The sequence below is a fragment of the Bacteroides sp. AM32-11AC genome, from assembly GCF_003603515.1.
Taxonomy (GTDB): domain Bacteria; phylum Bacteroidota; class Bacteroidia; order Bacteroidales; family Bacteroidaceae; genus Bacteroides; species Bacteroides uniformis.
In genome coordinates this window covers 193473-214710 of the sequence record NZ_QTNH01000010.1, presented here as the reverse complement: position 1 = coordinate 214710, position 21238 = coordinate 193473, and the positions used below count along the sequence as shown (strand labels likewise).

General features: G+C 50.0%; 18 protein-coding genes. 12 read left to right on the top strand and 6 right to left on the bottom strand.

Going from position 1 to position 21238, the window contains the following annotated elements; translation table 11 throughout:
• The first annotated feature begins 50 nt into the window (after positions 1-50).
• The 7 genes from DW800_RS12740 to DW800_RS12710 all read left to right on the top strand — a co-directional run bounded on the left by DW800_RS12740 (position 51) and on the right by DW800_RS12710 (position 6039).
• Positions 51-473, top strand: a complete 423-nt coding sequence (locus DW800_RS12740) for a hypothetical protein (protein ID WP_243634916.1) — start codon at positions 51-53, stop codon at positions 471-473.
• A gap of 37 nt (positions 474-510) precedes the next feature.
• Positions 511-1650 (top strand): fimbrillin family protein, encoded by a 1140-nt coding sequence (locus DW800_RS12735; RefSeq protein WP_005829307.1) that lies wholly within the window; start codon positions 511-513, stop codon positions 1648-1650.
• An 11-nt stretch (positions 1651-1661) separates the two neighbouring features.
• A complete protein-coding gene (locus DW800_RS12730; RefSeq protein ID WP_117703341.1) occupies positions 1662-2735 on the top strand; it encodes a fimbrillin family protein in 1074 nt (357 codons plus the stop codon).
• A 59-nt stretch (positions 2736-2794) separates the two neighbouring features.
• Positions 2795-4537, top strand: a complete 1743-nt coding sequence (locus tag DW800_RS12725; protein ID WP_117703340.1) for a fimbrillin family protein — start codon at positions 2795-2797, stop codon at positions 4535-4537.
• Positions 4538-4675: 138 nt separating this feature from the next.
• Complete coding sequence (locus DW800_RS12720) at positions 4676-4873, top strand: hypothetical protein (RefSeq protein WP_005836934.1); 198 nt, start codon at positions 4676-4678, stop codon at positions 4871-4873.
• Complete coding sequence (locus tag DW800_RS12715) at positions 4873-5466, top strand: zeta toxin family protein (RefSeq protein ID WP_005829300.1); 594 nt, start codon at positions 4873-4875, stop codon at positions 5464-5466. The genes DW800_RS12720 and DW800_RS12715 overlap by 1 nt, the downstream gene beginning before the upstream one ends.
• 3 nt (positions 5467-5469) lie before the next feature.
• A complete protein-coding gene (locus tag DW800_RS12710; RefSeq protein WP_061412597.1) occupies positions 5470-6039 on the top strand; it encodes a cob(I)yrinic acid a,c-diamide adenosyltransferase in 570 nt (189 codons plus the stop codon).
• A 31-nt stretch (positions 6040-6070) separates the two neighbouring features.
• Here the strand turns inward: DW800_RS12710 and pncB are convergent, their stop codons facing one another.
• From pncB to DW800_RS12690, 4 genes are all read right to left on the bottom strand, one after another.
• Positions 6071-7255 (bottom strand): nicotinate phosphoribosyltransferase, encoded by a 1185-nt coding sequence (gene pncB / locus DW800_RS12705; RefSeq protein ID WP_057281158.1) that lies wholly within the window; start codon positions 7253-7255, stop codon positions 6071-6073.
• Positions 7256-7495: 240 nt separating this feature from the next.
• Positions 7496-9886, bottom strand: coding sequence for an ABC transporter permease (locus tag DW800_RS12700; protein WP_117703339.1), 2391 nt, complete (start codon positions 9884-9886; stop codon positions 7496-7498).
• A complete protein-coding gene (locus DW800_RS12695) occupies positions 9883-10878 on the bottom strand; it encodes an HlyD family secretion protein (RefSeq protein WP_117703338.1) in 996 nt (331 codons plus the stop codon). Before DW800_RS12695 ends, DW800_RS12700 begins: the two co-directional genes overlap by 4 nt.
• A 12-nt stretch (positions 10879-10890) precedes the next feature.
• Positions 10891-12318, bottom strand: coding sequence for a TolC family protein (locus DW800_RS12690; RefSeq protein ID WP_057281156.1), 1428 nt, complete (start codon positions 12316-12318; stop codon positions 10891-10893).
• 176 nt (positions 12319-12494) lie between these two features.
• Here DW800_RS12690 and DW800_RS12685 point away from each other — a divergent pair, with 176 nt between their 5' ends.
• From DW800_RS12685 to DW800_RS12665, 5 genes are all read left to right on the top strand, one after another.
• Positions 12495-14012, top strand: a complete 1518-nt coding sequence (locus tag DW800_RS12685; protein WP_207814331.1) for a cobyric acid synthase — start codon at positions 12495-12497, stop codon at positions 14010-14012.
• Positions 14005-15039: a threonine-phosphate decarboxylase gene (locus DW800_RS12680; RefSeq protein ID WP_009038531.1), complete on the top strand. Its 1035-nt coding sequence runs from the start codon at positions 14005-14007 to the stop codon at positions 15037-15039. Before DW800_RS12685 ends, DW800_RS12680 begins: the two co-directional genes overlap by 8 nt.
• 3 nt (positions 15040-15042) lie before the next feature.
• A complete protein-coding gene (gene cbiB / locus DW800_RS12675; protein WP_005829281.1) occupies positions 15043-16011 on the top strand; it encodes an adenosylcobinamide-phosphate synthase CbiB in 969 nt (322 codons plus the stop codon).
• A 108-nt stretch (positions 16012-16119) separates the two neighbouring features.
• Positions 16120-18000: a sensor histidine kinase gene (locus DW800_RS12670; protein ID WP_117652725.1), complete on the top strand. Its 1881-nt coding sequence runs from the start codon at positions 16120-16122 to the stop codon at positions 17998-18000.
• A complete protein-coding gene (locus DW800_RS12665) occupies positions 17997-19958 on the top strand; it encodes a sensor histidine kinase (RefSeq protein WP_009038528.1) in 1962 nt (653 codons plus the stop codon). The genes DW800_RS12670 and DW800_RS12665 overlap by 4 nt, the downstream gene beginning before the upstream one ends.
• Here DW800_RS12665 and cobC read toward each other — a convergent pair.
• Both cobC and cobS read right to left on the bottom strand, forming a co-directional pair.
• Positions 19939-20478, bottom strand: coding sequence for an alpha-ribazole phosphatase (gene cobC / locus DW800_RS12660; protein WP_009038527.1), 540 nt, complete (start codon positions 20476-20478; stop codon positions 19939-19941). The two genes, DW800_RS12665 and cobC, sit on opposite strands and share 20 nt — an antisense overlap.
• A gap of 15 nt (positions 20479-20493) precedes the next feature.
• Entirely contained in the window at positions 20494-21237 is a 744-nt protein-coding gene (gene cobS, locus DW800_RS12655) for an adenosylcobinamide-GDP ribazoletransferase (protein ID WP_009038526.1), read from the bottom strand.
• Between the last annotated feature and the right edge of the window lies 1 nt (position 21238).

Here is a 21238-nt window from a genome sequence, read left to right as displayed (position 1 = left end):
GATTCGCTGCTGATGCAGCATGAAATTTAACGAAGTATTGTATTAAAGGAATGAACAATATACGTAATGCCACTTGTAAATTGGATGGTATTGCAGAATCTGTGTTTCTCGCTTCGGGACAGATTTCAGAAAAGACTGTGGCGCAGGAGTTTTGTCTCGGTAATCCCGTTTATAATTCCGGATCGGCGACGGACGGAACACTAAGCGCCTCTATCAGCGTGTTTGGTTTTGATACGGAGATTTCACATAACCTGCATTTGAGAGCAGAATTGGTGGACGGGAAAACCACATTTGAAGAAAGTTTTGATGATCTGAAAATAAGCCAGTTGGAAGAAGGAGATGGAAGAATGAGCATTTTCATCGACATGACGTGCGAAAAAAAAGTACCGAATGTGAAAGTTGAAGGAAGTTCGGGTTTTGACGCCAACGTGGATGACTGGGAGGATGAAGTGAACAGTGATATAGATATTTGAGGACATAATTAATATTAATTGAAAAAATGAATAGAAGATGGGAACGAAAAGTTTATTGATGGCAATGGCAGCGCTGACGATAGCCGGTTGCTCGCAAAATGAAGTTACGGAGATAAATCCGGATGCAGACCGGACAATCGGTTTGGATGTATATACGGGAGTACAGACCAGAGGAACGGAAACCACTACGTCCACGCTGAAAGAAGCGGATGCCGGTTTCGGTATTTTTGCCTATAAAACAAGCAAGGAAGGATGGGATAGTGAGAAAGCGAGTACAACACCCGATTTTATGTATAATGAACATGCTACATGGACTTCCGGTAGTTGGGGGTATGCTTCTCTGCGTTTTTGGCCGACGAATGATGATAAAATAACTTTCTTCGCTTATGCACCTTATGAATCCAATCCGGGAGAGGGAACAGACCAAAAAATAATTTTATCGGCACAAAGTGATAAAGAGGCTCCTAAAATCACCTTTGAAGTAAAAACTTCAAATAATTGGAAAGATATGGTGGATTTAGTAACGGATTGCCGTACTACCATAAAAGACTTGACTTCTGAGAGCAATGTCGGTAACAAAGGAACAGTCCAGTTTAAATTCAGCCATGTGCTTACCCAAATAGCCAATGTCAAGGTGAAGCCGGACGTGAATCTGGGCGCTGAAACAAGAATCTTTGTAACAGGATTAAAACTGTCTCCGGGAAGTGGAATACTTTACAACAAAGCGGTTTATGATTTCGGTACTGATGCTTGGAATGCCATCTCACCTTCCGCATCCTATTTTTCGGCTGAGCAAGACCTTAGTGAGTTTGTGAATAGAACAGGCATTGACCAATGGGGGTATAAGAAGAGTGCTGTCGACGTGAGTAGTAATACCGATGCAACAGCTTTGTTCTCAGAAAAGGAAGCTCTTTATTTCATTCCTGTGAATAACCAAAACGGTACAGCCAAGGAAGGGGATTTGAGCCTAAAGATTAGTTATGATGTTGTGACAAAGGTGAATGATAGTAGTAATCTGACAAGTACTGTGACGGATAAAGAAGTCAAATTGCCGCAAGGAACTTTTAAAAAAGGGACACAGCATACTTACGTGTTGACCATCAAGATGAATGCTATCAGTATTGCTGTTGATGACAATATGACGGGATGGACCAGTAATGGGGAAAGTAACATTTAGGTAGAAGGAGTATGAAAGGAAAAGCAGAAGATATAGGGATGAAGCGGTTGTGTAGCATCCTCCTTGCATTACTTTTGTTGTTGGGAGCATGCAGTGGGGAAGAAAGTAAGAACGGACTTCCGCAGGAGAATCTTCCTATCGGCTTTTCTGGAGTTATTACAATGACGAGGGGAACCGGGAAATTTGCCACTGCCGGTGAACTTAAGAATGTGGGAGTGTTTGCATATTTTACACATGGAAAATTCAACGAGAATACTGCCATACCGAATTTTATGTATAACCAGCTTGTGGAAAAACAACAGGATGAGGGAACATGGTCTTATAGTCCGGTCAAGTTTTGGCCGGACAATTCCACCACGGATAAAATCAGTTTCTTTGCTTATGCCCCTTACGTGAATGAAGTGGAAAATGGTTACCTCTCTTTTCAGGATGAAGGAACGGCAAGCGGATTTCCGGTGTTGGGGTATACCGTTCCGATAGCTGTAAATAATCAGATAGATTTTCTTGCCGCAACTCCGGTAATGAATCAAAACAATGGTAATGTAACTTTCAAACTGCACCATACACTGACCAAGGTCAATGTCTATATAAAAAGTAATGATAATACGGAGGGAAAGTCAGTAACTTCCTTCTCAATTACGGGAATGAAGAGTGGATTGCTTACCTATTATAATCCTACAGCAGATAGTGACATAGGCTGGAAGTGGACATATCCATCGGCTGATGAAAAGGAAAACTTTACCACCGGTATAATAAGTTTTCCGGTACCGGATACAATTATAGAAGAAAAGAAACTGCTTGCAACCTTCTTTCTGCTTCCTGCCGGGGCAGGAAGTAAGTTCAATATTTCTTATCAATATACGGCCAAAGATAGTAATAATGCTCTTGTTGTTCAAACTGTCAGTATGGAAAACCAGTCTTTGCCTCTGACTGATAATTGGGCTTCGGGAAGGACCGTCAGCTATACTATAGGTATAGCACGAAAGGCAATTACTGTGATACCGGAGAACGGTCCCGTATCATGGGAAGAGAATGCTGAAACCGAGACAGTTATTGGAACGGAAGCAAAACAAGAGACTGATTGACCTGACGGGGTAATTCTGGACTTCGCAAAAAGATGCCAATCTGTTTAAAGTAAGATAATATGAAAAGATATATGAAATTTTTCACTGGAATAGTCTTTTGGGGCATCCTTTTAGTGTGTAGTGCATGCACTGACGAATACGAAGCAAACAATGGAGGTATGAAGGAGTGCTGTGAGGGAGTACCCTTTACAGTCCGGGCTATAGTCGCTGATTTTGAAGAGCTCTCCAATGCAGGAAAGTCCTCTACACGTACCTCTGTAAGGGACGAACATTTTAAAATGGAGTTTGTCGATGGTGATTCGATTGGTGTTTTTGCCATAAAGGACGGTGCTATAATGGATAATATTGATAATGCCAAATTGGTTTACAATATGTCAAGCGGCAGTTGGAATCCGGTGGGAAATGGTACACTTTATTGGTATGATGGAGTGAGTTATGTCGCTTACTATCCATATAGGAAGAATATCACAATAGATCTCTCAAAAGGTATGGACGGAGCTATTGCTTCACTGACCGGGAATGAAAAACTGCAACCTGCGAAGGACCAGTCCACAACAGAAAAGCATATTGTCAGCGATTTGTTGGTTGCCACCGGCGTACCTGCTATTGACAATTCTTCCGGAATAATCCTGAACTTGCTGTTTCAACACCAGTTTGCATTGCTTGTGTTGCAACCGCAAGTATACGTAGGTTGTTTTGCACCAGAAAAAGCAGGCTTTGTTTACCATAGGGAATCGAGGGTTTTAGGAACAGACTCGGCGGCTATTAATGTGAGTCTGAACGGTATTACTCCATATCAGATAGATTCTTTGAAATATTGTGCCATTGTTCCGCCGCAAGCAAATGCACGGGTTACCGGAAACTATATGACTACCGATGGCAGAGATGATACGAATATAAAGATAAATTATTCGGGCAGCTCCATCAGTTTTACTTCTGGAAAATGCTATACCTTGAAGGTTATTAGTCCCGTACCCGGTAAAGGAAGTATAGAAAGAAAGCTTTATTCCGGGGATTTTGTCTTTCAGAACGAAATCGATAAAAGAATAGAAGTACATCCCGGAAACGGGAAGTTGGAAGAAGATGGGAAAATCTATGATTATGAAAATGCTATCGGAATGGTAATTACTTGCGATCCGGAAAGGATGACAGACGAGAGGTGTAATAAAAAAGGATGGAATCATGCCTATGTGATGATGTTGGATAGTTTGAAAGAAGGGAATTGGGGACCGATGGATTTAATCGAAGCGGATATTGATACAATATCAATAGCTGATGTGAAGTCAAAGCATGATTTTAGCAGAATTAAGAATAACATGAACGGGTACTCTGAAACTTTACAAATGCTGGCAAATCATGAGGGTGATGCATCTTTTGTAAGCGACTGTCGTGCTTTTTATCTGGTGAAAACTTACAATAACAGCAATAAGGTGCCGGATGGGATCGAACGTAGTCCGTGGTTTCTGCCAAGCATAGGGCAATGGTTTGATGTATTGGTGAATATTTGTGGAAGATCTCCGGAAAACTTCCAGCACAATACCGGTAATGGTTTACAAGATGAAAAGTGGGGACAGGAAACGTTAGATAAATTAGAAGGACAGTTATCCAAAGTTGGTAAATCGTTACCGCAGTTTAACGTGAACTACAGACTTGGTTTCAGTTGCAGTTCTCAATATGATAAAGATAGAAGCTGGATGCTTCTCTGGCATATTGATGATCCCTTATATAAGTGGGAAAGGGTTTGCTTACAAGGATATAATAAGACTTCTGCATGGCATGTCCGGCCGTTTTTTGCTTTTTAATCATTCCTTGATTAAAAACAGTTCTAATCCAAGTTTGAATTCATTATGAAAAAGTCCGGATAGCGCATTGATATTTTATGTAATTTCGTTTGTGTTCTCGAAATAGTGGAGTATCTTTGTTTTAAATATATTATGATTATGAAACTGAATACTTATCGCTTGTCTTCTTTGGAAGACCCTACTGATGAACAACTGCATGCTTTGATGGAACAAGTGGCTGTTGCGGCCCGTGAAAGTTCTCGCAAGGCAAAAAGAGAATTGGAGCGGAGAATGCAAGAGGTGAGAGAAAAATTGAAAGCATATAGAGCTAAAAATGTAAGTGATATATCCATGTGATGAACGAAAAAAATCCGACACTTTGTATAGTAGCTGGTCCGAATGGTTCGGGTAAAACTTCTACGACAGTGCAACTGCTTCATAATGAATGGGCAGAAAATAGCCTTTACATTAATCCTGATAATATAGCGCAAGAACAATATGGTGATTGGAATTCTCCCGTTGCAGTATTGAAGGCAGCAGAATTGGCGACTAAAATGCGTTATGAGTGTTTAAGGAAAAGGCAAGATTTTGTATTTGAAACAGTCTTTTCCTCAGACGAAAAACTTGCATTTGTTGAAGAAGCAAAAAAAGCAGGATTTTTTATTCGCATTTTTTTTGTCTGTACAAATAATCCTGAGATAAATGTACGGCGTATTACACAGCGCTATTTGAATGGAGGGCATGAAGTTCCCATTTCCAAAATTATTTCCCGTTATTATAAATCGTTATTGAATATAGGCAAAGCAATATCCTTGGTTGATAGGGTATATGTCTACGATAATTCAATAGAAAATCAAATTCCTCGATTATTGTTCCGCACTGTAAACGGGACCCTCTTCAAACAATATGTAGAGGAAATCCCGCAGTGGGCACAGTTCCTTATCAAATAGAGAATGAAAAGAGTCTATACCAAAACTGGAGACAAAGGAACAACGGGTATTCATGGTGGCGCGCGTGTGCCGAAAGATGACATCCGTATCGAGGCAAACGGATGTCTTGATGAATTGAATGCCGTGATTGGTATCGTGCGCTCCATGCTGGCGGCAAAAGATGCCTGGCAGGAGTTGCTGCATGCTGTCCAGCGGGAACTGATGGTGGTAATGAGCCATGTGGCCACTCCCTCGGGAGTGGTAAATCCTAATCCGCTTTCTGCCGCAGAGCTCACGCTACGCTGTGAGCAGGAGATGGATGCCATGACCGTCTTGCTGACGGACAACGGCTACTTCCTTTTGCCTGGTGGCACTCCCATATCAGCCCAACTGCAGTTTGCCCGTACCGTGGCCCGCCGTGCCGAACGCCGTTTGTGGACACTCCATCGCCAAGACCCCGTGAACGAGGATATTCTGCGCTTCATCAACCGCCTTTCGGACTTGTTCTTCGTCATGGCCCGCATGGAGATGCAGCGGCAGGACTGGCCGGAGGAGAAATGGCAAGAGTTTGCCTACAAAAGGAAAAGACAGTAAGCACTTATCGCTAACCGCCGGGAAGCTGTTTTCAGCATAGGGGTTCTATTTGCTGTCCGAGCCTTAAATCATACAGACATGCCCGTACTTCCGCTTCGCTGCCGATATGCTTTCCTGCATCGTCGGACAGCTTCACGCATTCGCGCCATTCCTGGTTGACGTTCATCTTGCATTGCGTCAGTTTCATTACGATGTTGGAGGGCTTGAATCCGGTATCATTCGTCAGATTGGTGCCGATGCCGAAGGAGCAGCGGATTTTGCCCCTGCAATGCTCCTGGATGTCGAGTGCCTTGCCAAAGTCGAGCGCATTGCTGAAGACGATGGTTTTAGTGGTAGGGTCGATGCCCAGTTCGCGGTAGCGGGCAACAAGTTTGTCGGTGAAGTCGAATTCATCGCCGGAGTCGCAGCGTACACCGTCGAATAGCTTTGCCTGCTTGCGGCTCAGGTTACTTAGGAAGATGCCAGAGGTGTAGGTGTCGGACAGTGCGATGCCCAAATCGCCGTCGTACACGTTCACCCAGTTTTCTAAGGCCATGTAGTTGGCGTGTTTGTAGCCGAACTGTGCGCCATGGAACATGAACCATTCATGCGGATGCGTCCCCATAGGCTTCATGCCGTATTTCATGGCGAAGTGGCAGTTGGAAGTCCCGGTACAGTATTCGGCGGTTTCCTTCAGACGGTCTATGACTTTGTCCTGTACCTCGAACGAGAAGCGTCTCCGGGTGCCGAACTCTGAAAAATATAGCTGGTGTCGGTTGGAGAGTGCCACCTTTTCGGACAGTTTGCAGAGTATGCCGTCCATGTCGGCCACGTTTCCCAAAGAACGGTTCTTTATTTCGGATACGATGGAAAGCAGGGGGACTTCGTAAAGGGTGGCCTTGTACAGATAGTCCGTGATTTCAATGTTCAAGTGCCGGTCCTCGTCCAGATGGATGCTTACCTTCTCCGGCTGGAAGCGGAAGGAGGAGAGCCACTCCCAATAGACCCTCGGCAGGAAACGGCAGTGGCGGGTCATGTATTCCAGCTCTTCGGCAGTAAGTACGGTCTGTGCCAGGCTGTCCACCGCCTTTTGCAGTTCCTTCAGAAACGTGTCCGTATAGGCGGTGTCGTCTCTGTCCTTGAAGCTGAAAGTGCCCATGGCATAGGGAAACAATTTGATGTAGGCATACGAGGTGGTGAATTTGTAAAGGTCTGTATCGAGTATGGTATGAATCATGGCAAAATATTCTTTAGTTATGATGTTCGATTTTGGGGATGAAGATAGTGAAAATTTCTTATTTGACCAGCCTCTATCTGTTAACAACGGCATATTCCTATTAAACCATGTTATAAATAAGACCGTTATGAGCTGAAATTTTGGAGAATTCGGAGGAGTCCGTATATTTGCAATGTGTTTTTCATAGTATTAGATTTAAGGTTAACAAAAGATTGGCTGTCTGGGATAGATAGCCTTTTTTTATGCCTTCACTTTTCCTTTTCCGTAGAGGTGGCGTGTAGTGCAGAGCGCCAAAGTTCCATAGACCAATACTTGTATCCACATCGTCAACATCTGCGGCCATACGTCGGCCAGCGTTCCACCCATTGAATTCAGTTTTACAAAAGCAAGTACGGCAGGACCTGCCGGAAACAGATAGTGGGCTGTCTGCCAATACCACGGCATCAGCTCCAGCGGATAGGACACGCCCGAAAGGAAGATATAGCCCACAGAGAAGAAGGCTATCATCAGCAGCGGCGCTTCGGAGTCTGTAAACCAGCGGGAGATGGCCAGGGCAAGGAAGCTGGTGCCCAGCAGGAAGGGTATCATCATTGTGACGATGTCTCCTCCGCTGCCGATGTGGGGGATACTGAACAGATGCGGCAGCAGTCCCAGCAGGAATAGGGAAAACACCACGTAGAGCATGAAGTATACGAAGGTCCTGCCTCCGACAATCCGTAATGTATCCTTCAATGAGTCGGCACGCATCAGCCGTATTCCTTTTCTTCGGGCTTCCGCTTCCTCGCCCGTCAGCATGGCAATCACCATCAGCATCGTTTGGAAGATGATGACAATTAGGACGGCGGGAATCAGATAGGAACCGTAGCCCTCTGTATAGTTGTAGAGCGCCGTGCCGGACACGCTGACGGGAGCGGACGAAGCCACTGCCAGCAGTCCTTGTGGAGGTAGGAATACGGTGCCCTCCATGCGGTGGGCATCGTTCACGGCAAGCATGACGCGCGCACTGGATTCTTGCAGTCCTTTGAAGTTGAGGAAAGCGTCCGTGGCGGCATAGAGTACGAAGACCGAAGTCTCGCCCCGTGCCACACGTGCCTCGAAGTCGGCAGGCAGGTAAAGGATGCCTGCCACGTCGCCCTGCTTCATCCATTGGCGGGCTTCGAGGATGTTGGGTGTCTGGCCGTAGACGGCGGTCTGGGGAGTGGCGTCGAGCAGTCGGATGTATTCGCGGCTGAGGGCGGAGTGGGAGAGGTCTACCACTGCGACGGGAGCCTTGCGCACCAGGTTGGGGGCGTACATGTAGTTGTAGAGCAGTCCGTAGAGGAAGATACCGCCTGCCAGCACGAGCAGGATGGCGGGATTGGTGGCGATGGCATGCCACTCGTGGCGGATGACGGAAGCTGTTGACAATGCGGTAGGTGGGCAAGGTGATGGGGAGGCGGAGATTGCTTCTTCCCTTATCTCTTTTTTTATCCACCATTTCAGCAATGGCAGTATCAGCAGTGCTGCCAATAGGAAGATGAAGAGTGTAGCTACCGACTGCCAGAAGTAGGCAAACCCTGCATCGAAGTAAATCATGGCTTGTGCTGCCTCCGTGAAGTGCCGCACGGGGAAGAGGTAGGAGGCCGCATGCACGGGCGCATACATGGCTGTAACGGGAAACGTGACTCCGGACAGCGTAGCCCCCAACGACCCCACCATGGATACTACACTGATGATATAGGCAATCTTGGGAAAGACAGAATAGATAAAGACCGCCAATGCCTGGGTAGCGATGATGAAGAGCACGGTCACTGCATTCATCAGCCACAGACTGCCAGCGAGGGGGATATGTAGCGGGCCGAACAGTACATAGTTTGCCAGGATACCGATGGACGAGAAGATGAGGGTATAGGGCAGCAGTTTCCCTGCTACGGCAGTGAGGATATTGCCTCGTGCCGTCTCCAGCCATTCGCCGACGCTGCCGAATTTCAGTTCGCTGCCTATGGAGTAGACGGTGGTGAGCAGGATGAGTATCTGGAACAGTACGAAAAAGAAAGGCTGGCTCAGGTAGATGGAGTAGTCCATGTCCGGATTGTAGAGGGGATGGGTACTGGCTTCTACGGGGAGCAGAAAGGTCTGTATCTGTTCTCCGCTGACTCCCAGAGCTTCGGCCTGCATCACGATGGGCGAGAGCGCCACGGGGGCAAGCGTATTCTCGAACGCCGCCATCAGCTCGCTGCCTACCGAAAGAAGGGCATAGTGGTAATAATAGGTGAGCGTTGCGCCAGTTCCCGTCACCGCCTTCTGTTCGAAGCGGGGCGGGATGACGAGGTAGCCGTATATGTCCTTCTGTTGCAATGCCCGGCGGGCGTCGGCTTCGTCGGTGAAGTGCTCCGTCACACGGAAGGTGGGGGCGGCAGAGATGCGCCGGGAGATATTGCGCGAAGTGGCAGTGTTGTCCAGGTCGACGATACCCACGGGAATGTTCTCCATCTGTCCGTTTCCGAAGATGGTGGCCATGAAGAACAGACAGAGTAAGGGTAGCACGACGCAGACGCCGAGGTATAGCCGGCGGGAGGTCATGCGGTGCCATTCGCGACGGATAACCATGCGAAGCGCTTTCATTGCGCAGCCAAATTCTTTATCTTTCATTTTTCATTCTTCATTTTTAAAAGTACGGACATCCCCGGTCTCAATCCCTCTACCTGCTGTGTGGGACGTGCGTGTATCTCGAACGTCTGCATGTCATAGCTGCCCGTCTGTTTGGTGGATTTCCAGGTGGCGAAGCTGCCCAGCGGACTGATGTAATAGATGCGGAATTCAATGTCCTTGCCGTCGATGGCGGGGACATCGACACGGAAAGTGCCTCCCATCTTGAACTGCGGCATCAGGTCCTCGCGTATGTTCAGTACCACGTGTGCATCGTCCATCACGACAAGGCTCATGATGGGAGTGCCGGGGGCCACCAGCTCTCCGCGTTTGGGGAAGATGGTGGCTATCTGGCCGTCTTCGGGAGCAGTCAGGCGGGAGTCGACGAGGAGGGAGGAGACTTCATCGACGGTGCTTCGCGCCGCTTCCACCAGGCTGCGGGCCGAGGCGCGGTCCTCGCTCTGCGCTCCGTCCACGGCCATCTGGTATTGCTCGTAGGCGGCACGTTCGGCGGCTTGGGCGGCTTTGTACATGGCTTCCATCTCGTCACGCCGCTGGGAGGTGACGACACTGTCCTTATAAAGCGTTACAATGCGCTGGTAAGTGGTCTTGGCGAGGGCAAGGTCGCTCTGCGTCTTGTTCCAGAGTTGCCGGGCGGTGGCCACAATCTGGCGGCGGGTACCGGCGTCTATCTTCTTGTTCTGCTCCTGGGCCACCTGCTCCAGGGCATTCACCTGGCGGTATTTGGCTTCGATGGTGGGGCTGTTGATGACGACAAGCGTATCGCCTGCCTTCACCCAGTCGCCCTCTTGTACGAGGAAGGAGTCCACACGTCCGGGTAGCTTTCCGCTGATACGTATTTCCGTTGCTTCCACTTGTCCTTGCAGGACCAGGGGCTGCCGGCTCATGAGTAACATGCCGGCAAGTGAAATGATGACCGTTGCAGCCAGGATAATGACGAATGCAATGCTGATGCTTTTATTATTGATTTTCATAAAGGGTAGGTTTTAATAAGTTGTCTCGAAATATTTCTCGAACCGTTCCGGCGTTCCGCAGATAGCCAGCAGGTTCATCAGTGCCACATCATATTCGTAGTAGGCTGCCAGACGCGCCACGCGGACGGTTGCCAGCATCGTTTCCGCATCTACGACCTCGGTACTGGTTGCCATGCCTTCGGCAAAGGATTTCTTGCGGATTCGCACCAGCTCTTCGCTCAGCTCGATGGTGGTATTCAGGGCGCGTACGTTGTCTTGTGCCTTTTGCAGTTGGGTGTAGAGCTTGTCGATGCCTACGCTCAGGTCTTCTTTGGCTTTTTCTTGTCCCAAGGCGAGGGTTTGCTGGGCTATCTTCGACTGGCGGATGCGCTTCTCACGCGCCAGTCCGTCGAACAGGTTCCAGGTGAAGCCCACACCTACGATGGTGCGGGGGACAAGATTGCTTTGTATGCCGTGGGCATAGAGGGTCTGCTTGCCGAATACGGCGATGTCCGGCAGGTAGCCGCTCTGGTCGATGCGGAGCTGCTGGCGGGCAATCTGTGACTGCAGTTGCAGTTGGTTCACGGTGTAGTTCTCCACCCGCATGGCTTGCAGGAACTCCTCTTTAGCGGGCAGTTGGTCGTTGATGAAAAGCTCCGAAGTAGGATGGATGCTGCATGTGTCTTGCAGGTTGAGCAGGGTGCGCAGGGCACTTTGTACGACGGAGGCCTCCTTCCGGGCAGCCTCCAGTGAACGGGCAGCTTCATCCATATTCACTTGGGCAAAGAGCCGGCCTGCCTTGTCTATCATGCCGGCAGCTTCCAGTTTAAGGGCATTCTGGTAATGGCGTTGCAGGCTGTTGTAAGTCTCCTGCCGCACGCGTACTACCTCTTGCGCAAGTTTCAGCCCGAAGTAGCTTTCTGCCAGCAGGGTGCGTTGCGTGGCATCGGTCTGTCCCCGGTTTTCGCGGGCAATGTCTATCATGGTGTTGCCTATCTTCGAGGCCCGGATGCGCTTGCCGCCGGAGAATACGACCCATTCGGCGGTCAGGCCGACGGAAGTCAGGTTGCGTGGAGCCAGTGGAAAGGCAAGGGTATGGGAGCCTATCTGGTCGAGTATGCTGCTGATGAATTGGTCGTCCGGCACGATGTTGTGCACAAAGTCCTTTGCCGGGTCGGTGAACTGGGAAAGGGGCTGTTTTACCTCTATCTTTTCGGAAAGATGCACGAACGTACCGGCACCTTGCAGGGAGGGGTACCAGAGGGCATTCAGTTTGTCACGTTCCGCACGGGCGGCTTCAATTCCCTTGTCAGCTATTTTCAGGCTGCGGTTGCCGTTTTGCATCTGCCTTAGGGCATCACCGAAGCTAAGGGGAAGGGAGGTTTGTGCAGCCACTTCACCGATGGCAAGCAGCACGCAGGCAGCAACCGGAAAAAATCTCCGGCATGATAGATTATTCATAAGTTCGTTCGGTTTAGGGGTTCTTGTTTCTCTAAACAAGAGGAGGTGGGAATTGTTCAGTAGTCATCTTTTTGAATAGAACGTTACAAATATAGGAATAGTTTCCGAAGATATGGCTTATGAATGGGAGAGATATTCGGATTTGCACTATCTTTGCATTCGCTAAAGTGGAATTTATGGAGAAACTTCATCCGATTATGTTTGCCGGGACGGGCAGTGATGTGGGAAAGAGCATCATTGCTGCCGCCTTCTGCCGCATCTTCAAGCAGGACGGCTATCAGCCCGCACCGTTCAAGGCACAGAATATGGCGCTCAATTCATTTGCCACTCCCGAAGGGCTGGAGATAGGCCGTGCCCAGGCTGTGCAAGCAGAAGCCGCCGGAGTGCCTTGCCACACGGACATGAATCCGCTACTGCTGAAACCACAGTCGGACCATACCTCGCAGGTTGTTCTTAACGGGCGTCCTATCGGCAACCGCAATGCTTATGATTATTTCCGCAAGGAAGGACGCGACGAACTGCGCCGGGAGGTTTGTGCTGCCTACGACCGCCTTGCCGCCCGCTATAATCCCGTCGTGCTGGAAGGCGCGGGAAGCATCTCCGAAATCAATCTGCGGGATACCGACCTTGTCAATCTGCCGATGGCCCTGCATGCCGGAGCCGATGTAATTCTTGTGGGCGACATTGACCGTGGCGGTGTGTTTGCCAGCGTCTACGGTTCGCTGATGTTGCTTCGTCCCCATGAGCGGGAGCGAATTAAAGGAATTCTTATCAACAAGTTCCGGGGGGATATACGTCTCTTCGAGTCGGGCATTACGATGCTGGAGGAGCTTTGCGGCATTCCCGTTGTCGGGGTGGTGCCTTACTACCGTGATATCTACATTGAAGAAGAAGACTCCGTGGCGCTTGCCGCAAAGTCTGTCCGTGCCGAGAAGGGAAAGGTGAACATCGCCGTCATCCTGCTGCGCCACCTCAGTAACTTCACCGATTTCAATGTGCTGGAGCGTGACCCGCGCGTACATCTGTTCTATACCAACAATGTGGATGAGCTGGCAAAGGCCGACGTCATCCTGCTGCCCGGCTCCAAGAGCACGCTTGATGACCTTTACGAATTACGCCGTAACGGTGTGGCGGCTGCCATCATCCGTGCCCACCGTGAAGGTGCCACCGTGATGGGTATCTGCGGCGGCTATCAGATGATGGGGCAGGAGGTGCTCGACCCTGAGCATGTGGAGGGGGACATTGAACGCCTGCCCGGACTGGGGCTGTTGCCCATCAGTACCCGCATGTCGGGAGAGAAGGTGACCCGCCAGGTGAAGTTCGGTCTGTGCAGTCCCCATTCTCCATCTTCCACTCTCCATTCTTCATTAATGCAGGGTTATGAAATCCATATGGGAGTGACCACCCCCGTGGAAGGTACTCCCGATTCTCCCCTGAATCTTTTGGAGAACGGCTCTACCGACGGTTACTGCGTGGACTCCACCTGCATGGGGACCTATATTCATGGCATTCTCGACAATCCGGAATTCATAGATTTCCTGCTTGCGCCTTTTGCAGACAAACTGTCCGGGAATGCCGGCGCTTTCGATTACCATACATTCAAAGAAGAACAATACGATAGGCTTGCCGAGCACGTGCGCCGCCACGTCAACCTGCCGCTTATCTACCAAATATTGACAAAGAACCATGATTGAAGGACACGGAGACGATTCCTATAAATACAGCCGTCCCATTACGGCAAACTTCAGCTCGAACGTTTACAGCAGGGTAGACCTCTCTGCCTTGAAGGCGCATCTGTGTGCCCGGATTGACGGCATCGGCAACTATCCCGAACCGGAGCCTTACACGTTTGAGGCCTGCCTTGCCCGCTGCCACCGTCTTCCTGCCGAGGCAGTGTGCGTGACGAACGGAGCTACCGAAGCCATCTATCTTACCGCACAGACTTTCCGCGGGACAAACACCGCCATTGTGCAGCCCACTTTCAGTGAATATGCCGATGCCTGCCGCATGCACGGCCATCGGGTCACTTCCCTCTACCGGCTTCCTGCGGAGAGCGAGGGGTATCGCTTGCCGGAAGAGGTGCGCATGCTGTGGCTGTGCAATCCCAATAACCCTACCGGAACGGTTGTGGAGAAGGAATATCTGGCAACACTTATCAGTCATAATCCGCAGGTCTGTTTCGTCATCGACCAGTCCTACGAGTTTTTCACCTTGCGTCCGCTTTTCTCTGCTGCCGAGGCTGCGGAGTTTCCCAACGTCTTGCTGCTGCACTCCATGACCAAGCGTTATGCCGTTCCCGGTCTGCGACTGGGATATGTCACCGGCGCCCCCCACCTGCTGCACCGTCTGCGTACCAACCGTATGCCCTGGTCGGTCAACCAGCTTGCCATTGAGGCAGGGCTCCATCTGCTGGAACATGATGTTCCCAATCCGCTGGATGTGGCGTCTTACTTGCAAGAGGCTGCCCGCCTGCGCAGTGCGCTCGAGGCATTGGGAGGACTGGAGGTATGGGCCACCGAAACCCATTTCATGCTGGTGTGCCTCCGTATGGGTAGGGCTTCCGCTTTGAAAGACTATCTGGCAGGGGAGCATGGTATCTTGATTCGGGACGCCTCCAACTTCGACGGACTGAATGAGCATTTCTTCCGTATAGCCGCCCAGAGCCGGGAGGAGAATGACAGGCTTGTAAAAGCAATAGGACAATGGCTTGAGGAGGAATAACCGATGGAAGAAGATGTGCTTATACTTTTGGGTGTCGCCTTCAACTTGAACCTGCCGCTTCTCACTGCCTGGCTGCTCGACCATTGGCTGGGCGACCCGGCGTGGCTACCCCATCCGGTGGTGGCTTTCGGCAAAGCCATTTCTTTCTGTGAGCACCGGTTGAACCGGGGCGATTCGCGTTTCCTGAAAGGTGCGTTTGTGGCGGTGTCTCTTGTCTTGGGGGTATATGTCATTACGCTTTTGTTGCTCCGCTTGGCGGCACTCTTTTCTCCGGGCATGCTTCTGACGGTGCAAATATTGCTGATATTCTATTGCTTGGCGGGCACTACGCTGGTTCGCGAGGTGCGTATGGTGTTCAAGGCGGTGGACCGTTCCTTGGAGGAAGGGAGGATGCAAGTGGCACGTATCGTTGGGCGTGATACGTCTGCGCTCTCGGCGCAGGAGGTGAGAACCGCGGCATTGGAGACTTTGGCAGAGAATTTGAGTGACGGGGTCGTTGCTCCCTTATTCTGGTATCTGCTGTTGGGAGTTCCGGGCATGCTTGCCTATAAGATGGTGAACACGTTGGATTCCATGGTCGGCTACAAGAACGAGCGCTATCGTCGGTTCGGCTGTTTCGCCGCCCGTCTGGATGATGTTGCCAATTATATTCCTGCTCGTCTGACAGCCTTTCTGATGGTACTGGTTTCCGGTCGCCTTTCCTTGTTTGCTTTTGTGGGCAGATATGGCAGCCAGCATGCCAGTCCCAATTCCGGTTATCCGGAAGCCGCCCTTGCCGGTATTTTGAATTGCCGTTTCGGGGGGCCGCACAACTATTTCGGCGAGGAGGTATGGAAACCTTATATCGGTTCTAATGAACGGCCTCTGAAGACAGAAGATATGCGTGTGGCTGTCCGCATCAACCGGCGTGTGGAGTGGTGGATGGTAGTTGCCGTAATAGTGACATCGACCTTGGCTTCCTTTTGTTTTTAAAATGTTGTTATTTTAACTGATTCTTTGTCCGTTCCAAAAAGATATAATATCTTTGCAAGACCGCGTTGCATTAAAAATGTAACTTTTAAAGCAGACAAAGTCTTATAAATGAGGATAAAGCAACTATATATATTCCTTTTCTTTATTTGGTTCGGGAGCACAATAATTGCATCGGCAACAGATAAAGCGGATTCTTGGACTAAAGAAAAGGAAAGTATAGTCCATGAGGTCATCTCCACTTTTCACAACAGCCTCGGTTTCGACTATCTGACCCGGGAGGAGTGTGACTCGCTGAATGCCGACGGCCTTTTGTCCCAATTGGATGAATCCCAGCGCTATTACACCTATTTCGAACTGGAAAGAATACTTATAAAATCCTCCCTTTTCCGTGGAGAAATCCGTATGGCTATTGCCCAGAGCGACCAGATGTACTCCAAAGCCCGCGCGCTTGCCTACCCCTTCGGCAATGCCCTTGCGCTGAATGCCATGGGAGAGGTGTACAGCTATACCGGCAGGCTCCGGGAAGCCGGTGTCGCTTATGAAGAGTCCTTGAGACTGCTGGATGGGATGGACGGGGAGGATGTGCATATCCGTATGCTACTGGTGGAACTGATAGATTATAACCTGCGCATACGGAATGTAAACGGTGCCTCGCGTTATCTTGCACGTCTGAACCTCTATCCGGAAGACCGGCTTTCTCCGCTGGAGCTGGCCATGCGTCACATCTCCAATGCTTCCTGCCAATTATTCAAGGGTGACTTGAAAGCTGCCAGCCATTGTCTGGTACAGATAGGCCAGCTTGAAACGCAGCTGATTCCGGAGATACGGCAATACCTTCTGATTATAGATGCCCGTTATCTGGTGGCCACCGGAGAGCATGAGGCAGCCTTGACCGCCTACAATGATTTCCTTCAAACCGAATATGCCCGGATAAACCATAACATCTACAAGGAAGCTCTGCTCGAAAAGGCGGATTTACTGGTGAAGATGGGAAATAAGGAAGAAGCCTACGGACAGTACGGCAAGGTCTTTTCGTATATCAAGACTTCGTTCGAGAAGAACTATCCCAAGGAGATAGACCGGCTCTGTACCCGTTTCCAGGCCGACCAACTGGCCTACCAGAACGAACGCGACCGCATTGTATCCATGCGTTTCTATCTGGCAGGCATCATTGTGTCCGTACTGTTTCTGATATTCCTCCTGGTGCTGGGCTGGAAGAAGATATTCCGTTTGAAGCGTTCCCAGATGCGGCAGGAGGCGATGAAGGAGAAAGCGGTGCAAGCCATACAACGGAAGAATATGTTTCTTTCGAACATGAGCCATGAGGTACGTACGCCGCTGAATGCCATTGTCGGATTCTCGGCGGTACTGACGGATGAGGACGAGTCGTTCGATGACGAATCGCGCCGGGAGTTCTCCGAAATTATCAAGGTGAATTCCTTTCAGTTGCTGAAACTTATCAATGACATTCTGGATTTCTCGGATTTCGAGAATGACAATATAACCTTCAACATCCGCACGCATGATGCCGTGAAGTTGTGTAATGAGGTCGTGGAGACCGTGATGGCCTCGCGCAAGCTGGAGGTTGAAATGCGTTTTGACACGGATTTGTCCGTCCTGATGCTGGATACGGACGATGCGCGCCTCCGCCAAGTCTTGATAAACCTGCTGGTGAATGCCACCAAGTTTACGGAACAAGGCTCCATCGTGCTGGAACTGAAGATGGCTGATGCCGGTACGGCACTTTTCTCCGTGACGGATACCGGATGCGGCATTCCACCGGAGAAGCAGCACTTGATTTTTGAACGCTTTGAAAAGCTGAATGATTTTGTGCAGGGAAGCGGACTGGGCCTTTCCATCTGCCAACTGATTGTGAAATATATGAACGGCAAGCTGTGGGTGGACAGTGGGTACACCCGTGGCGCGCGTTTCTGTTTTACGCATCCTTTGAAGTATAATCCCGCATTACACGGAGGAACGGCGCAATGAAACGAATACTGATTCTCATCCATGTTTTGTTTTGCGGATATATCTGTCCGCTGCTGGCAGAAGACACGGGGGCTGTCCGGTATCAGGACAGCATCCTGAAGGTTGCCGATACCCTGCCGGCCACCCTTGTCCGGCTGACGTATCTCCGTGACATGGCCTACAAGCACCAGTATGCTCCCTATAACATGACTTTTTCCACCCGTCTGTACGAGGAGGCGCGGCGGCAGAAGAACGCTTTCTATGAGAATATGGGCGCTTACTATCTGGCGGCATGTTATGACAAGAAACACGACCCGGACAGTCTGTCGTATTGGGTGGATGTGCTGAAGGATTTTGTCCCCCAGGTAGGCACTTACGATTATTATCTGGAGCAGAAGGCTGCCATCAGCCGCGCCCTGGCTTCCAAGAGACAGATAGAGAAAGCGGTGTATGTGGCTAAGGAGACGTTGGAGGAATCAAAACTCCGCCATAGCAATAACGGGATGATAGCAGCGTATAACAGTCTGGGATGTGCCTACGGAGTGTCCAGCCGCCCGAATGAGGCACTGGACTCTTTCTTGGAGGCTTACCGGAATTTCTCTCCCCAGACAAAGGCCAGCCTGAAGGTGGATATACTGTCGCGTATTGCCCAGGTATACGGCAATGGCGGTAAAGACAGCCTGAAGCTGCCCTATTTGCATGAAATGGACACGACGTTGCAGGCGGTCATTTCCAAAGAACCCGAGACACGGAAGAACTGGAGCAATTTCGAGATTGACTGCGAAGTGAAGTATATCCTGCACTACATGAACCAGAAGAACTTTACAGTGGCGCACGAGCATATCGAGAAAGTAAAGAAACTGCTTGAGCCGCATGTAGATCCCGTCTTCTGGCTGAATGTCCAGTTGATACAGCTTCAATATTATGCCAAGACCGATGAGTATGACAAAAGCATCGCATTGATAGACGAGGTGACCCCTACGGTACTGAACAACTACGTCTCCACCTTTGCCACTTTGATAAACTACAAGGCGAGTACGCAATATGACAAGGGGGACATTGACGGGGCCATCGAGACCCGGCGCTACCTCATACGCAAGCAGGATTCGCTGAACAATGCCTTCTCGGCCAACCAGTTGAAGCAGGTGAAGGAGATTTACCACATTGACGAGCTGTTGCTGGAGAAGCAGAAGATTCAGGACATGAATTACCGTATAGGATTTATATTCCTGGGTGTCTGCCTGCTGCTGATGCTGCTTTTCTATCTGTATACGCGCTATGTCTCCGGAAAGATTGCTGTCGTAGAGAAGAAGACGGCTGAAGCCGCCTTGCAGGCAGAGACGGACAACATCGCGAAGGAGCGTCTGAAATCGGAAATCAGCCATGATATACGTACCCCGCTGAATGTGGTGGTGGGCTTTGCCGAATTGCTGATCGGGAAAGAGGAGCTGGATAAAGAGACTAAGAAGGAGTACGGACAGATGATTCAGACCAATGCGGAAAGTCTGCTGAATTATGTCAACAGCATTCTGGAGTTGTCCCGCTTGGAGTCCGGCAAGATTCAGTATGAGGACGAGGAGTGTGACGTTATTCAGTTGTGCAGTGAGGTGCTGGATAAAGTGAACGGTCGTGGGGAGAGCACTGTGTCTGTCAGCCTGCAGACCGATCTCAAGGAACAGCTTGCAAGGACGGACCGGAGGTGGTTCGATACATTGCTTGTCAGCCTGCTGACTCCGTCAGAGAATGACACTTCCCGTTATGAGGCGATTATCCGCATCAGACGCGACCGGAGTAAACCGCTCCTTTATTTCGACGTGGTCAACGCCCCGTTTGCAAAGGTACATTTTGAGAATAAAACGAGCTTGATTCGCCATGAAATCAATGCCCATTTTATTCATTATTTTGGAGGTATCTACAAGGTGCAAACCGAAGCGGAGGAAGGCCCTACTATTTCGTTCACTATTCCTTGTCGAGATTGATGCGGACGATGCCGCCGTAGGGCGTCAATGCGTCGAAGGCTTCTTCGGCTTTAAGGATTCCGGCATAGAGTTGTGCGCAGATTAATACGCCTCCGTGTGCGAAGATGGCAACGCGTGTATAGGGCTTCTTCTTTAATTCGTCCAAAAACTGGCTGACACGCCGGTATTGCATAGCAAAAGATTCTCCACCGGTAGCTGCCACGTTTATGTAGTCGGCATACCATTCCTGCAGGCGTGGGTCCTCATTCTGCTCGAACGGCTTCATCTCCCAGTCGCCAAAATTGATTTCCATAATCCGTTTGTCCCGTTCTGCATCGGGATAGCCGCAATAGGTGGCGAGGCGCACGCAGCGGGTCAGGGGACTGGTGTAGACGTGGTCGAACGGAAGGTATGCCTTCAGGTTTTCTGCTGTCACGGCGGCTTCCGCTTCAAACGTGGGTTTCAGGGGAACATCGGTCTGTCCGTAGCATACGCCCGGAGGAACATCTACCGAAGTGTGTCGAATGAGTATTACTTCCATCTTTAATTTTTGGTTTTAATTTATAATTAGGATAAGGCTTCCCAAGTAGAAGGACAGTTCGCATAGCAGGAAAGTAGCCCCGCAGCAGTCCCCCGTATATCCTTGCAGGCGTCGCTTCATCAATCGGTAGAGCAGGAAGAAGGTGAGCAGTGGGAAGAGGGTGGCAATCCACAGTTTTATAGGCAGCAGCAGTACGAAAGGAAGCAGGCCGCAAAGAAATCCGGCCAGTAACTCGTGCCGACTCATGCGGTTGTAGACGGTTTTGCTTTTGCTGTCTTCCTCTTTCCGGGCATAGGGCAGGTAGTTGACAATCTGGGAGGCACAGAACTTGGACCAGCAGTCACCGCTGAGCACAAGGATGCAGAGAAGTCCCAGTGGCAGGTGATGAAGTTGGAGCAACAGCAGGAAATAGCATATCAATCCGATGACACCGTAGCTTCCGATGTGGGAATCCTTCATGATGGCAAGAGTCCGTTCTCGGGTGGTGCCGCCACCAAAGCCGTCGAAAAAGTCCGCCAGTCCGTCTTCGTGCAGGCAACCGGTGACAAGCAGGCGTGCGATGAGGGCAAGAATCCATGCCAATGACACCGGCATAATCTGTCCGGCAAGCCACAGCACTGCCGCCATCACGCCTCCCGTCAGCCAGCCTATAAGCGGCCAATAGGGAACCACATGCTTGAAACATTCTGCCGGTACTTCCTTGATTTTCCAGAAGGGCAGTCGGGTGAGCATTATGAATGCAGCCAAGACATTGTTCATG